This window comes from Acetobacterium sp. KB-1 (assembly GCF_003260995.1).
Lineage (GTDB): Bacteria > Bacillota > Clostridia > Eubacteriales > Eubacteriaceae > Acetobacterium > Acetobacterium carbinolicum.
On sequence record NZ_CP030040.1, the window covers coordinates 1,973,804 to 1,989,409 of the forward strand.

Below are 15,606 nucleotides of genomic sequence, written 5' to 3' on the forward strand. Positions count from 1 at the left end.
ATCTTTTCGCTATTTTGATAAATTTACACACTAAAACAATAAAAGTGACGGATTCTCCATGTCCGCCTTGATATCGCGAAGGAATTTTGCTCCGTCCACCCCATTGGCAACCCGTTGATCCAGATTTAAGCTGATTTTCATCACCGATCGCACCACCGGTTCACCCTGATGAATGCGGATCCGTTGAACCACTTCTCCAACGCTGAGGATGGCACTGTTGCTCTGATTGATGATTGCCGTAAATTCCCGGATCCCATACATCCCCAGGTTGGTAATCGTAAAGGTGCTGTTCTGATCTTCGGGCAAGTGATTGTTTTTAACGGCTTTTAAGAGATCACCCCGGCTTTTGACAATTTCCACAAAACTCATTGACTGAGTGTTTGGGATCACCGGTACAATAAATCCATGTTCGGCTTCGACGGTTAAACCCATATTGACATGGGCGTGAGCAACCACTGCATCGTCTTCCCGTCTGGCATTGATCAGCGGATGTGTAACCAGTGCCCGAGAGGTTGCCAGGAGTAGAAAATCCGTATACGTGCAACGATATCTGGCCTGTTCCTCAATTTTTTTAGTGATCTTCTTTCTAAGCTCCTTAATTTCGGTCATATCAATTTCTGTGGTTAGGCTGATGACTGGTGTTTCCTCGTTGTTTTTTATCCTATACCTGTTAATCGCTTTAGATCGAACCGTCCTGACCCTATTTTTTTCTGTACTTTCTTGCGCGTTTTTTTTGTGATGATCTTTAGTGATCTCCGGTTCCTCAGTAAGTTCTTGAACAGTCGCACCGCTTATCTCAGCTGGCGATTCTATGATTTCATCAGTTTTTTCAACAATGGCAACCGCTGCCTCAGGTTCTATTTTTTGCTCGACCATCTGCTTGACCTTTTCGGGCTCAGTAACTTTGGGCTCAGTAACTTTGGGCTCAAGAACTTCTTTTTCGTCCGTTTCAAGCAAAACATGCGCTGGCTGATTTTCTTTTAGTTCCGGTGCCTGGATGTTGCTGGATTGGCATTCGGTATTTTTTTCTTCCGGCGTCGGTTCAGCAACAACTTGCTCGCTGGTTTCTGTCGCCTTGCTTTCGTCCTGAACCGGCTTTCTTTTTTGCTGGCCCCGGGATTTGCGCTTCAGATCTTCCTGCTCACTTTCATAAAGCAGATGCATCGGCGTTGGTTTAACAATAATTTCTTCCCGTAGCGGCTCCGCTTTTAAATCGACAAACGGTACAAAATCCAATTCTGAAATTTTTGTCACCACCTCCGCTTCTTCTGCTTTTAACCGCTCATCGTCTTCATCCACAAAGGGAACAAAGTCCAGCGCTGGATTTGGCACTTTTTCTATTTTATGATTCATTTCTTTTAATTTTTTGCGCGGGCGAGGCGCTTTTTCAGGAATCGCTTCCAGCTTCACCGGTGTAGAAAAGAGGTTTTTGGGGTTCCCAACGATATTGTCCAGGTTCGTTTTGATTACCACCGGTTCTTTTGATTTGTACTCAAAGGTTCCCGGCTGAATCACGACCAGCTTCTTAACATCATCGGTTTCAATCCTTCCATTTGGTCCACTGCCGGTGACCTTTTGAAGTTCCACCTTAAATTCCCGGGCAATTCGTCTTGCCGCTGGGGTTGCTCTGAGCTTTCCTGCTCGGGGATCTGGCGCATCAGAGATTTCCTGTGACTCTTTTATTTCTTCATCCTTGATGATTCCCGGAATAACTTCCGCAGGTTGTTCTTTGATCTCTTCTGTTTTGATCTCTTCTGTTTTGATACCTTCTTTAATGGCCTCTTCCAGATTCTTTTCCAGCGCCTCAAGCACCGTAGTGAGTTTTTCTTCCAGATTTTCTTCCCGGTTTACTTCCCCTTGATCTTTATTTGTCATCTCTTTGGTTGCTTGTTCACGATCTGCTGCTGCCATATCTAAATTCTCTTTCGGTAAGATTATTTCATTTTCCATCATTCTGCCAACTCCCTATTCCCGGTTAAGGAGACGATAGACTCCATGAACAAAATCGTTTCGCTGGGGTACCACTGCTGCCTCTAATTCCTGATTAAAAGGAATCGGGACATCCAGACCGCCCAAACGGATAATCGGTGCGGTAAGGTAGTCAAAGGCTTCGCTTTCGACCACCCGGGCGACGATTTCGCCACCAACCCCGCCGGTTTTAACGGCCTCATGGGCGACAATCAGACAACCGGTTTTAATAACCGATTCAATAATGGGTTTCATATCCATCGGATACAGGGTCAGGGGATTAAGAATTTCCACCATAATCCCTTCTTCCTCTAAAAATTCGGCGGCTTCAATGGCTTTGCCCAAGATGGTACCATATGCAACAATGGTCACGTCCTTGCCAACTCGCTCGACAACGGTTTTTCCAATTTCCAGGGTGTAATCTTCATCCAGAGGAACTAGCCCCACCGTATCATAGAGCATTTTATGCTCGATAAAACAGACCGGGTTATTGTCCCGAATTGCCGCTTTAATAAGCCCTTTTGCCTGGGCTGGGGTCGATGGGGTCACCACCTTTAATCCCGGCACATGGCATAACCAGGCTTCCAGACTCTGGCTGTGCTGCGCTGCCGCCCCGGTACCGGATCCAGCCGGAAGCCGCAGGACCATCGGTACCTGGGCCTGACCGCCAAACATATAGCGCATTTTAGCACCCTGATTAACCAGGGCATCCAACCCCAGAGTAATAAAGTCCATAAACATCATTTCGCAAATTGGTCGCAACCCGGTCGTTGCTGCGCCGACAGCGGTCCCAACAATGGCTCCTTCCGAAATCGGAGTATCCAGGATTCGTGCTTCGCCAAACTCTTCCAGCAAGCCCTTTGACACCCCAAAGGCACCGCCGTAAAGACCAATATCTTCACCTAAAAAAATGACATCCTGATCCAGTCGCATTTCTTCGGTGATTCCCAGACGGATGGCATCGCGGTAGGTCATTCTTGTCATATCACTTGTTTTCATTTAGTTATACCTCTCACGCATATACATCTTCTAAAACAGTGTTTAGCTGGGGTTGCGGGCTTTTTTTTGCAAACGCTACCGCCTGCTCAATCGAAACCCGGGCCTCGTCTTCCATTTTGAGGATCTGTTTTTCAGTAAAAACCCGGTTTTCCCGAAGATATTCTTTAATCTTCAAAAGCGGATCTTTTTTTTGCCATTCCAGAACCTCCCGTTTATCCCGATAAACTTGTTTATCACTCTTGCTATGCCCACTGTAGCGATAGGTTTTTGCTTCAATCAGCACGGGACCCTTCCCTGCTCTGGCATAACGCAGGGCTTTGGTCGCGGTATTGTAAACATCAAGAAAATCGTTGCCGTCAATGGTAAGACCTGGCATGTTATAGGCTTCGCTGCGGTCTGAGATATTTTCAATATTGATGTGATTCTCGACCGGATTTGACATCCCATACTGGTTGTTTTCAATGAAAAAAACGACCGGCAATTTCCAGATTGAGGCCAGATTCAAGGATTCATGAAAGCTTCCTTCATTGGTAGCACCATCCCCGGCAAAGCACAAAACAACCTTACCGGTTTTTTTATATTTTTGAGTCAATGCTGCTCCGCAGGACAGATTAAAACCACCGCCGACAACGCCATTGCCGCCCAGATTTCCGTTTTCCACATCGGCAATATGCATAGAACCTCCTTTGCCCTTGCTGTAGCCGGTATATTTCCCCAGACATTCTGCCATCATCAGATTGACATCCAGTCCAAAGCCAATCGCCTGGGCATGACCCCGATGGCTCAGCGACGCCAGATCCCCTTCTTCGAGAGCCAGACAAGGCATCACCCCCGAAGCTTCCTGACCGATGGCCAGATGGATCGTACCATGGACCTGGCCCTTTGCGGCGAGTTCCTCCAATTTTTCTTCAAAATAGCGAGCCTGATTCATTTTATAATACATTCTTAAGAGAAGTTCTTCCGATAATTCAATCATGGCTTCCTCCACATTTTCTTAAATTTATTTTAAAAAGGTGAATAACCCTTAGTATTTTGTTTCGTGTCTTTCCATTATATCTTTTATTCCCCAATAAATAAAGAATGAAGCGAAAAACTGCATAAAATATCAGCTATTTTCACTTCATTCTTTATTTCTATTAATAATCTTTTAATTTTTCCGTGCTTTTTTATCATTTTTCAACAACCGTTTAATAATCGACTCGGCAATAATCAGATCTTCCGGGGTTGTAATCTTGATATTGGTGTAGTGGCCAGTTACAATTTTCACTGGTACATTCTGACGTTCTACCAGAAAGGCATCATCCGTTCCCTCAATCCCCAACAAAATCGCCTGTTCATGGGCTTCTTTTAAAAGACCATACTCAAAGGTTTGGGGAGTTTGAATTTCAACCAGGTCATCCCGATTTGGGGTATGATCAACAAAGCCATCCTTGCTGATCACTTTTATGGTGTTTTTAGCTGCCACGCCCACGGTAGTGGCCCGATGTTCAATGGTTTCTAAAATACTTCGGACAATGACCGACTCCTGGATAATTGGTCTGGCGCCATCGTGAACCATCACCAGATCCGTCCTGGGATTAATTGCTTTGAGCCCCCGATAAACTGACTCCTGCCGGGTATTACCACCGCGCACCAGTTTTATCTTTTTAAAGCGATAGGGCTTTAAAACCTGCAATTGGCAGATGCTAAACTCGTCCTGATTAATCACCAATACAATTTCATTAATCAGAGGGCACTTTTCAAAAACATCCAGGGTATGGGCTAAGATTGGTTTCCCATTTATTGTCAGATACTGCTTGTTGATTGGTGCATTCATCCTTCGTCCCATTCCTGCGGCAGGAATGATTACGCTGGTTAGAGGTTTTTCCATGTTTGCCACCTTATTATAATTATTATCGATCGAGAAGCAGGCCATCCGTCATGACCAATCGGTACACCCGCCCTCTATGAAATAATGCTTGCCGTTTTTGGGCTAAAGTGAATTTAGTCGTTGTGCCACTTTTTCATTGTCCGTCTTTAATACTATTTCCCGCTCATCTGGTGTATCGATTTGCGATTTTAACTCAATTTCCAGCCGGGGCTCAAAGTTATTTTCCCCTATCAGATCCGGCCACTCCAGTAGCAGCGTACAGCCCTGGTTGAGGTAATCTTCAAAGCCCATCTCATAAAGCTCCTGTGAATCCTTAAGCCGGTACAAATCAAAATGAAAAATTCCAGGCGGATTACCATATTCATTAACAATGGTGTAGGTGGGACTGGTGACCTCATCATCAATTCCCATTCCGGCCACAAAGCCTTTACAAAACAGGGTTTTCCCAGCCCCCATATCCCCTTGTAAAAAAACAATCAGGGGGAAGTCGATGGCTTCCCCCAGAGATTTTCCAAAATCAAAGGTTTCCTGACTTGATTTTGTAATGATTCTTTTTTCCAGCATTTACTTTACCTTTTCTTTGGTGCCTGACTTTTCGTCGCTGAAGTCAATGATTTCTTCATCATTTTCATCATCAATAATCTCATAATCCACTTCAACCACATCCTCAATCCGCTGATTACCCGGGAGTACCACCGCCAGCAGAATATAGACAATGATGCTGAGGATCCCCGGCATCAGTCTAAGAAAAAAGGGCAACAGGAACAACCCTCTGAAAATCCAGGGCGAAGTGTTGCAGTATTCCCCCAGACCGGCACAGACGCCGGCCAGAATTGCTCGTTTTTTGCTTTTCATTAATTGTTTTTTCATTATTCTTCCGTTCTTAAAACTTGTTCTTGTTGATAGTTTGCCATAAACCGTTCCAGTCGATCCATGGTTTCCAACAGATCTTCCGGATGGGGTAAAAAGACAATTCTGAAATGATCCGGATGAGGCCAATTAAAACCGGTTCCCTGAACCATCAGAACATGCTCTTCTTTGAGAAAATCCAGCGCAAACTGGACGTCGCTGGTGATATTAAAAAGTTCTGTATCAATCTTGGGAAAGACGTAAAACCCGGCCTTGGGTCTAACGCAGGACAGACCCGGTATCGCATTGATTCGCTTACAGACAATCTCCCGCTGTTCATAGAGCCGACCTCCAGGTTTAAGCAGATCGTTGATACTTTGGTAGCCGCCTAAAGAGGTTTGGATCGCATGTTGTCCGGGAACATTGGAGCACATCCGCATATTGGAAAGCATTTTAATCCCTTCAATATAATCCCTGGCCCCTTCCTTGTTACCCGTCAAAATCATCCAACCGACCCGATAACCGGGAATCCGATGAGATTTTGACAAACCATTGAGCGTTACCACCAGCACCTCCTCGGTCAGCGTTGACATCGGGATATGAACCGCATCATCATAGAGAACCCGATCATAGATTTCATCGGCAAAAATAATCAAATTGTTGGCAATGGCCAGATCGACGATCCCCTCAAGAATATCTTTGGGATAAAGGGCACCAGTGGGATTATTGGGATTGATGACCACGATTCCCTTGGTATTAGGCGTAATCTTACTGGCAATATCCAAAAGATTGGGGTTCCACTCATCTTCTTCATCACAGGTATAATAGACAGCGGTTCCGCCCGAGAGGTTAACCGCAGCTGACCACAGCGGGTAGTCTGGTGACGGAACCAGAATTTCGTCCCCATTATCTAACAGCGCCTGCATACAAAATAGAATCAGTTCACTGACCCCATTGCCAAGAAAAACATCATCCACCTTCAGATCCATCAGACCCTTGGTCTGATAATGCTGAACCACAGCCTTTCGGGCTGAGAAAATCCCCTGAGAATTGCAGTAGCCTTCGGCCGGCCGCATATTATATTTGATATCCTGAATAATCTCATCCGGGGCATTTAAATTAAAGGGGGCTGTATTCCCGGTGTTGAGCATGATAATGTCAATGCCTTCCCGTTCCATGCGATCCGCCTCTTCAACCACCGGTCCTCTAATATCATAACAAACGTTGTCCAACTTCTTCGACTTTTTCACAGCCTTCATCACTACACTCAACTCCTTTAATATTAAATTTTAGATAAGATTCAGGATCCTGCAGACTACCGTACCAATCAATTGTTAATCTGTTGTATGCTGCAAGCTCGGACAGGCGCTGCCATGTCCGCCTTGATGCCTACAACATGATGTAACAATTGTCGGTACTGCTTTTGAGTTTGTTTATCGTCGCAAGACTACTCCAATGTATGGTCCTTTTTCATTTTTTCGATGCTGTTGCGGTAGCCTTTGCCGTGTTTGAGGCAGCGGTTGACGCGGCTGATGGTGGCCGAGCTGGCTCCGGTCAGTTTTTCCACATCGATGAAGGTTTTTCCCTGGGATAGTAGATAGGCAATTTCAAAACGGTGGGCCATGTCTTCAATTTCTTTGATGGTACACAGGTCCTCGAGTAATAAATTACAATCCTCTTCGGTTTCAAGGGCTAAAATCGCCTGGGCCAGAACTTTTCGTTTTGTATTTGCTTCCATGGAGAATCCTCATTCATTTCTTTTTTATTCTTTTGGGTTGATAAAGAAATTTTCTTCCTAAAAAATTTTATCCATTGACACTTAATCTTATCTTTAGTGTATAATATGTTATCATAACACATTGCTGTAAATAAATAAATTGAAAGGTGAACTTTATGAAATTATATAATACCCTGACCCAGAAGAAAGAAACATTTATCCCGATTGAAGCGGGCAAGGTCCGGATGTATTCCTGCGGACCCACAGTTTACAACTATTTTCATATCGGCAACGCCCGTCCCTTTATCGTATTTGACGTGCTGCGCCGGTTTTTGGAATATACCGGTTACGAGGTAACCTTTATCCAGAACTTTACCGACGTTGATGATAAAATCATCAACCGGAGTCACGAAGAGGGAATTTCGCCTGGCGATGTTTCTAAAAAATACATCGCTGAATATTTTACCGATGCCGATGCCTTGGGAATCAGACGCGCTACGGTCCATCCCAAGGTCAGTGAGCACATGCCGGAAATCATCGCCATGATCAAAACCCTGGAAGAAAAAGAACTGGCCTATAATGTCGATGGCAATGTCTACTATCATGTTGATGCCTTTAAAGATTATGGTAAATTATCCAAACAATCCATCGATGATTTAAAATCCGGAGCCCGGATTGATGTCAATGATGAAAAACATAGCCCCCTGGATTTTGCCCTCTGGAAAAAGAAAAAAGAAGGCGAGCCCTATTGGGACAGTCCCTGGGGCCAGGGGCGACCGGGCTGGCACATTGAATGTTCGGCGATGTCAAAAAAACACCTGGGCGATACCATCGATATTCACGGCGGCGGCCAGGATCTGATCTTTCCCCACCACGAGAATGAAATTGCTCAATCCGAAGGCTGCTGCGGCAAACCCTTTGCTAACTATTGGGTGCACAACGGCTATATTAATATTGACAACGAAAAAATGTCCAAATCCAAGGGTAACTTTTTTACCGTCCGGGATATTGCCAAAACCTTTGATCTCGAAGCGGTGCGGATGTTTTTATTAATGGCTCATTACCGCAGCCCGGTTAACTTCAGTGAGCCGCTGCTAAAGCAGGCCGCCAATGCTCTGGAACGGTTATATACCGCTAAATTCCAGATGGCATTCCTGCTTGCAAACGCCACCGCTGAGATGTCCACCGAAACAGAACAAGGCTGGATTGGTTCGCTGGTTAAGTACAAACACGATTTTGTCGCAGCCATGGATGATGACATCAATACCGCCGATGCCATTGCCGTTATTTTTGAGCTGGTCCGGGATCTTAACTCGACGCTTAATGCCGCTTCTTCTACACCGGCGATCATTGCTGGTCAAAACATTTTTGCCGAACTCACTGCCGTTTTAGGATTGGCGGAAAAAGAAAAAGAAACCGATCTGGATGCGGCTGTGGAAGACCTGATCGCGCAGCGACAGGCGGCCCGCAAAGCCAAAGATTTCAAACGGGCCGATGAAATCCGGGATGAACTGCTGGCTAAAGGTATTGTTCTGGAGGATACCCGGGAAGGTGTTAAATGGAAAAAAGCCTAACCCCAGAAACGTCAGACCGTCTAAAAACCATCCAGGCCACGATCGACACACACTACACCCGGGAACAGGCCGCCGCCATGAATCCGCTGGCACTTGCCTACATTGGTGATGGGATATTCTCGGATCTGATTCGCAAATATCTGCTCGGCTGTGGTCACCAGAATGTTAATGTCATGACCAAAACCTCGATTTGTTATGTCCGCGCCAGTGCCCAGGCCCAAATCGTCCGGGCGCTGCTACCAGAACTTTCTGAAACGGAGGAGCGGATGGTTAAACGAGGCCGGAACACCGCCTCCCAGGTTCCCAAAAACGCGAACCCTTCCGACTACCGTTATGCCACCGGTTTTGAAACCCTGATTGGCTACCTGTTTCTCTGCGGCGAGGTCAAACGGATGAACAGCCTAATTTGTCAGAGCATTGATGTCATCAACCAAAACAGCGAAATATAAAAAAAGATCTTCAAAAGCACATTGTCTTTTGAAGATCTTTTTTTTACTGTTTACAGCTGACTGTTAGTTTTGCATCACGACTGGAGAGGCTTCCCAGTTATCAAAAATATTTCGCTGATACCATCGGTACATGAACAGCTCATAAGCCAGACAGAACATTTCTGAAATGATAAACCCGTACCAGATCCAATCCAAACCACCGGCCTGCGCCAACAAATAGGTAACCGGCAAGAGCACAATCATCTGCCGGATAAAAGATGCAATCATACTGACATAAGCCTTGCCGATGGCCTGGAAACTGACACTGAGCATAATCGAAATCCCGGCCAGCGGAAATGCCAGACTGATGCTTCTTAGACACTTGATTCCGATTTCCATCATTTCAGCAGAAGGGTTAAAAGCCATCATAATCTGAGCCGGGAAAATCCAGAACAATAGCGTTCCCAAGGCCATAATGCTGAGGGCAGCGGTCATTGCAACCTTCAGGGTTTCATTAAACCGTTCCCGGTTTTTGGCTCCATAATTGAAACCGAAGATCGGCATGGCCCCCTGACCCAATCCAAAGATGGGCATAAAGATAATCGACTGAATTTTAAAGTAAACCCCAAAAACAGCCACTGCCGACATCCCAAATCCAGCCAGAATCAGATTGTATCCGGTAATCATCAGCGACGCCAACCCCTGCATAATCGCCGCTGGTAATCCGACTTTAAAAATATCTTTGATGATTGCCGATTCATAATGAAACACCTTATAATCGAGTTTTAAATAATTTTTGCTGCTTTTAAAAACAACCAGTAACATATAGGCCATCCCAAAGATCTGACCAATCACCGTGGCAATCGCCGCGCCTGCCACTCCCAATGCCGGAAAGCCAAGCCATCCAAAGATCATAATGGGGTCCAGAATAATATTGACCACCGCTCCGATAATCTGTCCAACCATCGGCTGGATCATTTCGCCACTACCTTGTAAGGTGGCATAAGCCGCCTGGGTGATGAAACTGCCAAAACAAAGCGTGGTGACAATCATTAAATACGCCCGGCCCTGGGCAATGATGCTGGCATTGTCGGTAAACAAACTGATAAATGCTTCCGCCGTGAAAAAACCCAAGATGCCCAGCACTGCTGCAATCAGCATCGCCAGTAAAAAACCATGTTCCGCCACATTAGCTGCTTCGCTCTTTTTATTCTGCCCCAGGCGCCTCGAAATAGCTGAGTTAATTCCGACTCCCAGACCCACAAAAGAGGAGATAATAATCATCTGAATGGGAAATGCCAGGGAAACGGCTGTTAAGGCCTCTTCCCCAATTTGCGCCACAAAGATACTGTCCACAATATTATACATCGCTTGAATCATCATCGAAATGATCGCCGGTATTGACATTGAAAAGAGAAGCTTTGGTATTGGAACGACGCCCAGTTTATTCTTTTTTTCGGTTTGAGTGTCTTTCATCAGGCACCTCCTTGTTATTCATACATTAAAGTAAATGAAAAACCTGAATCCAAGGACAAAGTCAGCCTCACACCCAGGTTCTATTGATACTTTAATTAGTCTTTTGCTATTTTTTCTTTTTTGATATTTCGACTTTAACTTTGCGTTCTTTAATTATTTTTCCGTTTAATTTCTTTTCTACTTTTTTAGCCTGCTCTTCATCCACATCCACGAAGGTAAATTTATCATACATGTCAATATTACCTACAGCAGTAGACGGAATCCCGCATTCACCGCAAATAGCTCCCAGGATATCCCGTTTTTGGGCATGATCTTTTTCACCAACACTAATAAAAAGACGTTTTGTTTTTTCCGGACCAGCACGACGGGACCCACCCTCGCGACGACCGCGATTGTCTCGACCATCGCGACGTGGAGCTGAGTCATTGCGTCGTGGACGCCGTTCAACCGTATTGAGATCTTCGGCTTCTGAAAGTGGCAATTGAGCCTGCAGCAAAACAGCCGCAATGGTTTCAGCGGCGTAGCCTTTTTCGACCAGCTCATCAATAATTTTCACATAGGTCTCTAAGGTACCTGTCTCAGCGCCCTTGTCGGCACGAATTTTGAAGCGTTCGTGGAAATGAGCTATCTTGATATCATTGATAACAGCACTCGTTGGGATTAAACCCCGTTCGATGCTTTTTTTAGTGTAGTCCGTGATTTTTTTGAGTCTAAACTGATCTCTGGATCGCGCCAGGGTCAGCGAGATACCGCTTTTTCCTGCCCGCCCGGTTCGACCAATCCGATGGACATAATATTCTTCATTATCGGGAACATCGTAATTAAAGACAATATCGACGTCATCGACGTCAATTCCCCGGGCTGCCACATCGGTTGCTACCAGGATATTTAACTTCCCACGGCTAAAGTCTTTTAAAACAGCCATCCGGGAAATCTGACGCATGTCGCCATGAATTTTATCCACTGAATAACCCAGTTTTTTAAGATCGTCGGTAATTTCATCCACATATTTCTTGGTGTTGCAAAAGATCAGGGATCGTTGTGGTTTGTAAACATCCAGTAATCGGGTTAAGGCTTCGAACTTATGGTGATCACTGATATTAAAGTATTTTTGTTCGATACTGGTCGCCACCATGTTTTTAGGTGAAATTTCCACCAGGACCGGATTCTTCTGATAGGTTTCCGCAATTTTTAAAATTGGTTTTGGCATCGTTGCCGAGAATAACACCGTTTGAATCTCATGGGCGATTTCGTCCAGAATCAATTCAATATCTTCCCGGAATCCCATGTTTAGCATTTCATCCGCTTCATCCAGTACCACCATTGACACCTCACTAAGTTTCAAGGTTTTACGTCGCATGTGATCCATTACCCGGCCAGGGGTACCGACCACAATCTGAACCCCTGATTTAAGGTCTCTGATCTGGTTTTCAATGGATGCGCCACCGAAAATTGGTAATACTTTAATGTTCTTTTGATATTTTAGTACTTTTTTAAATTCATCTGAGACCTGTACTGCCAACTCTCGGGTTGGGCATAGAACTAAAACTTGTACTTTCTTTATAGAAGGGTCAAGCTTCGTAATGGCTGGAATGGCAAACGCAACAGTTTTTCCTGTTCCTGTCTGTGACTTTCCAATGAGGTCTCCTCCCATCATTAATTGTGGTATCGCTTGCTCCTGGATTTCGGTCATTTCTACAAAGCCCATTTCTTCAATGGCTTGTAGCAATTGTTCATTAATTTCTAATTCTGTAAATTTCATTTAGTATCCTTTCTCGAATATATAACACCTTATTTTAAACCAACATATTAAATAATGCAAGCTTTATTTAATATGTATTAAGAAATAGTGCCTATGATTCACGTAAGATCTTAATAATTTCCGATTTGGCACCTTTTCGCAAATTTAATAGTCAGTTTATGGTCACTTGGTGTATAATCTGATTAAACACATCTGTGTTTATTTTACTCATTCATACTGAGATTATGAATAATTTATGGAGGAAACACCATGTCTACTTTTGGAACACGATTAAAACGACTGCGAATTAATAAGGATATGACCCAGCAGGATTTTGCTGAGCATTTTGATTTAAACAAAAGCTCGATTTCCAAGTACGAGAAGGATAAAAACCTTCCCGAAAACCAGTTGCTTGTTGAAATCGCGGATTATTTTGATGTATCGGTTGACTATTTGCTCTGCCGAACAGACAATTCCACCTCGCTTAATGATGCGAAACTCAAATCAGAAGGCTCCTTAAACTCGGCTGAACAGCTGGTTAAACCGTTGGAAATGAAAGACCTGCTGGGACTGTTCGGTTACGCCATGGCCAATGAAGAGGGTAAAAAGGAAATTTTGGATTTTATTAACTTCAAACATGAAGTTCTCGTCCAACACTACTCTAAAAAAGAATAGTCATTATAAAGAAGCTGTTTGCAAACAGCTTCTTTTTGGTTGTCAATAAACGACCGTGCCGATCAATGGTTAATCTGTTGTTACACTTGTCGGTATTGGGTTTGTGTTTGACACAAGCCAATTACTTTTTTTATAACCGCTTACTCAATCGGTTCCATTTTCTCGAGGCTCTTAAGCCATTGCGTGGCGCGGGCATCAGCGGGCATGCGCCAGTCACCCCGCGGCGAAAAAGATACTGAGCCTACCTTTGGCCCGTCGGGCAGGCAGTTGCGTTTAAACTGCTGGCTGAAAAAACGGTGGTAAAAGCGCTTTAGCCATTTAAAAATCACCGCTTTTTGATAGACACCCTCAAAGGCTTTGCAGGCCAGGAAATATACTTTTTCCGGTGAGAAGCCGTGGCGCACCATTTGATACATAAAGAAATCGTGGAGTTCATAGGGACCCACGGTTTCTTCTGTTTTTTGGGCGATTTTTCCGTCCTCATCCGGGGGCAGCAGTTCTGGTGAAACCGGGGTATCCAAAACATCATAAAGAATTTTTTTAATCTCTCCTTTGGTCGAATGGTCTGCTACCCACTTGACCAGATAACGGATTAAGGTTTTTGGAACACTGGCATTGACACTATACATTGACATATGATCGCCATTATAGGTAGCCCAACCAAGGGCCAGTTCCGATAGGTCCCCCGTTCCAACGACAATCCCCCCCAGCTTGTTGGAAAGATCCATGAGAATCTGGGTTCGTTCCCGGGCCTGAGAATTCTCGTAGGTAACATTGTGGAGATCCAGAGGGTGGCCGATGTCGTTAAAGTGAGCCGTACAAGCGGCAACAATGGAAATTTCATGGAAGCTCGCACCCAGGCCCTTGATCAGAGCAACCGCGTTATCATAGGTGCGATCAGTAGTGCCAAAACCCGGCATCGTCACAGCATGTATTTTTTCCCGGGGGATATCAAATCGATCACAAACACTGACACAAACAAGCAGTGCCATCGTTGAATCCAGTCCTCCCGATATCCCCACTACCATTGGGGCATTGCCGAGGTGAGCCAGTCGGGTAGCCAAACCGATGGTTTGGATATTAAAGATCTCTTCGCACCGCTCACTGCGCCGATTAGGATCAGCGGGAACAAAGGGCTGAGGATATACCTCCCGATCAAAATCATCGGTTCCCGGAGTTTCAAATAAAATGGTCCGGTAAGAATGATCCTTAAGAAGATCAGCCGAATCCCCAAAGCCATGCTGCATTTGCCGGTCATGCGTGAGTGATTCGACGTCAATATCAGTAATCAGCAGTTCGTTCCCCAGGTTAAACTTAGGCAGTTCTTTGAGCAATATCCCCCGTTCACAGATGATCGCATTGCCACCAAACACCAAATCACTGGTTGACTCACCAAAGCCTGACGAGGCATAGAGATAAGCAGCATTGCAGCGACCGGATTGAGAGCGAATCAACTCTCTGCGGTAATCACTTTTTCCCACCACCTCATTGCTGGCAGACGGATTAAGGATCACGGTAGCCCCGGCCAGGGCATGAAAACTACCGGGTGAAATCGGCACCCACAGGTCTTCACAAATTTCGACACCGATCACAAATTCTTCCCGATGAACATGTTGAAACAGTAAATCGGTTCCAATCGGAACCCGTTGCGAACAAAGTGTAATCTCGGTTTGATACAGCGATTTTGACGAAGCAAACCATCGTTTTTCATAAAATTCCTGATAATTGGGAATATAGGTTTTGGGTACTACCCCCAATATCTGACCATCGTTTAGCAGCACTGAACAATTGTATAAACTCCCCTTTATAGCCAGGGGCAGGCCAACTGCCAGAAGCATCTTCTTCCCATCAGACCATTGACACAAACAATCCAGTGCCTTTACCGCGTTTTTCTGCAGTTCCCGCTGAAAAAACAAATCGCCACAGGTGTACCCGGTGATTCCCAACTCCGGAAACAATAGCACCTCGACCCCCTGATCCCAGGCCTTCGTCGCTAAGGTCATCATTTCATTGACATTATACTGGCAGTCTGCCAGTTTTAGTTTAGGAACAGCACAGGCTGTTCTGAAAAATCCGTATTTATGCATGGTTCACCTTAACTCCTTTAAATTTCATTTAATTCTTTCTTACTTCTCTTTAGTTATTGTGCCTATCTTTATTATAGCTCCATTTGTGATTTGTAACAATCATATTTTATTTTCCACAGGCTGTGTTCAATCGGCAATTTTTTATGCACAATTGACCTGTTTATTGTTTTACCATTACATTGGCGTTGTTTGGGGTTTTCTCAGCTAATCAACAAGGTTATC

Annotated in this window: 14 protein-coding genes; 3 read left to right on the plus strand and 11 right to left on the minus strand. The window is 44.8% G+C overall.

Annotated features, from left to right (window positions below):
• Nucleotides 1-30 precede the first annotated feature (30 nt).
• The 8 genes from DOZ58_RS09210 to DOZ58_RS09245 all read right to left on the minus strand — a co-directional run bounded on the left by DOZ58_RS09210 (nucleotide 31) and on the right by DOZ58_RS09245 (nucleotide 7,424).
• Entirely contained in the window at nucleotides 31-1,953 is a 1,923-nt protein-coding gene (locus DOZ58_RS09210; protein ID WP_111888015.1) for a 2-oxo acid dehydrogenase subunit E2, read from the minus strand.
• Between the two features lie 12 nt (nucleotides 1,954-1,965).
• Entirely contained in the window at nucleotides 1,966-2,952 is a 987-nt protein-coding gene (locus DOZ58_RS09215; protein WP_371414208.1) for an alpha-ketoacid dehydrogenase subunit beta, read from the minus strand.
• 28 nt (nucleotides 2,953-2,980) lie between these two features.
• The gene (locus DOZ58_RS09220) at nucleotides 2,981-3,943 is read right to left on the minus strand and encodes a thiamine pyrophosphate-dependent dehydrogenase E1 component subunit alpha (protein ID WP_111888017.1); all 963 of its coding nucleotides are present in this window, start codon (nucleotides 3,941-3,943) and stop codon (nucleotides 2,981-2,983) included.
• Nucleotides 3,944-4,114: 171 nt separating this feature from the next.
• Nucleotides 4,115-4,837 carry a 2-C-methyl-D-erythritol 4-phosphate cytidylyltransferase gene (ispD, locus tag DOZ58_RS09225; RefSeq protein ID WP_242988655.1) on the minus strand — a complete coding sequence of 241 codons (723 nt, stop codon included), beginning with the start codon at nucleotides 4,835-4,837 and terminating at the stop codon, nucleotides 4,115-4,117.
• A gap of 102 nt (nucleotides 4,838-4,939) precedes the next feature.
• Complete coding sequence (gene tsaE / locus DOZ58_RS09230) at nucleotides 4,940-5,401, minus strand: tRNA (adenosine(37)-N6)-threonylcarbamoyltransferase complex ATPase subunit type 1 TsaE (RefSeq protein ID WP_111888018.1); 462 nt, start codon at nucleotides 5,399-5,401, stop codon at nucleotides 4,940-4,942.
• Nucleotides 5,402-5,707 carry a PspC domain-containing protein gene (locus DOZ58_RS09235; protein ID WP_111888019.1) on the minus strand — a complete coding sequence of 102 codons (306 nt, stop codon included), beginning with the start codon at nucleotides 5,705-5,707 and terminating at the stop codon, nucleotides 5,402-5,404.
• The gene (locus DOZ58_RS09240) at nucleotides 5,707-6,945 is read right to left on the minus strand and encodes a pyridoxal phosphate-dependent aminotransferase (protein WP_111888020.1); all 1,239 of its coding nucleotides are present in this window, start codon (nucleotides 6,943-6,945) and stop codon (nucleotides 5,707-5,709) included. Before DOZ58_RS09240 ends, DOZ58_RS09235 begins: the two co-directional genes overlap by 1 nt.
• Before the next feature lie 188 nt (nucleotides 6,946-7,133).
• Nucleotides 7,134-7,424: a YerC/YecD family TrpR-related protein gene (locus DOZ58_RS09245; RefSeq protein ID WP_111888021.1), complete on the minus strand. Its 291-nt coding sequence runs from the start codon at nucleotides 7,422-7,424 to the stop codon at nucleotides 7,134-7,136.
• A gap of 155 nt (nucleotides 7,425-7,579) precedes the next feature.
• Here DOZ58_RS09245 and cysS point away from each other — a divergent pair, with 155 nt between their 5' ends.
• A complete protein-coding gene (gene cysS, locus DOZ58_RS09250; protein WP_111888022.1) occupies nucleotides 7,580-8,977 on the plus strand; it encodes a cysteine--tRNA ligase in 1,398 nt (465 codons plus the stop codon).
• Nucleotides 8,962-9,426 (plus strand): Mini-ribonuclease 3, encoded by a 465-nt coding sequence (locus DOZ58_RS09255; protein ID WP_111888023.1) that lies wholly within the window; start codon nucleotides 8,962-8,964, stop codon nucleotides 9,424-9,426. Before cysS ends, DOZ58_RS09255 begins: the two co-directional genes overlap by 16 nt.
• Nucleotides 9,427-9,489: 63 nt before the next feature.
• Here the strand turns inward: DOZ58_RS09255 and DOZ58_RS09260 are convergent, their stop codons facing one another.
• Both DOZ58_RS09260 and DOZ58_RS09265 read right to left on the minus strand, forming a co-directional pair.
• Complete coding sequence (locus tag DOZ58_RS09260) at nucleotides 9,490-10,881, minus strand: MATE family efflux transporter (RefSeq protein ID WP_111888024.1); 1,392 nt, start codon at nucleotides 10,879-10,881, stop codon at nucleotides 9,490-9,492.
• A 106-nt stretch (nucleotides 10,882-10,987) separates the two neighbouring features.
• A complete protein-coding gene (locus DOZ58_RS09265; RefSeq protein ID WP_111888025.1) occupies nucleotides 10,988-12,643 on the minus strand; it encodes a DEAD/DEAH box helicase in 1,656 nt (551 codons plus the stop codon).
• Between the two features lie 249 nt (nucleotides 12,644-12,892).
• Between DOZ58_RS09265 and DOZ58_RS09270 the strand changes: the two genes are divergently transcribed.
• Entirely contained in the window at nucleotides 12,893-13,297 is a 405-nt protein-coding gene (locus tag DOZ58_RS09270) for a helix-turn-helix domain-containing protein (RefSeq protein ID WP_111888026.1), read from the plus strand.
• A 140-nt stretch (nucleotides 13,298-13,437) separates the two neighbouring features.
• Here the strand turns inward: DOZ58_RS09270 and DOZ58_RS09275 are convergent, their stop codons facing one another.
• Nucleotides 13,438-15,384, minus strand: a complete 1,947-nt coding sequence (locus tag DOZ58_RS09275) for an NAD(+) synthase (RefSeq protein ID WP_111888027.1) — start codon at nucleotides 15,382-15,384, stop codon at nucleotides 13,438-13,440.
• Between the last annotated feature and the right edge of the window lie 222 nt (nucleotides 15,385-15,606).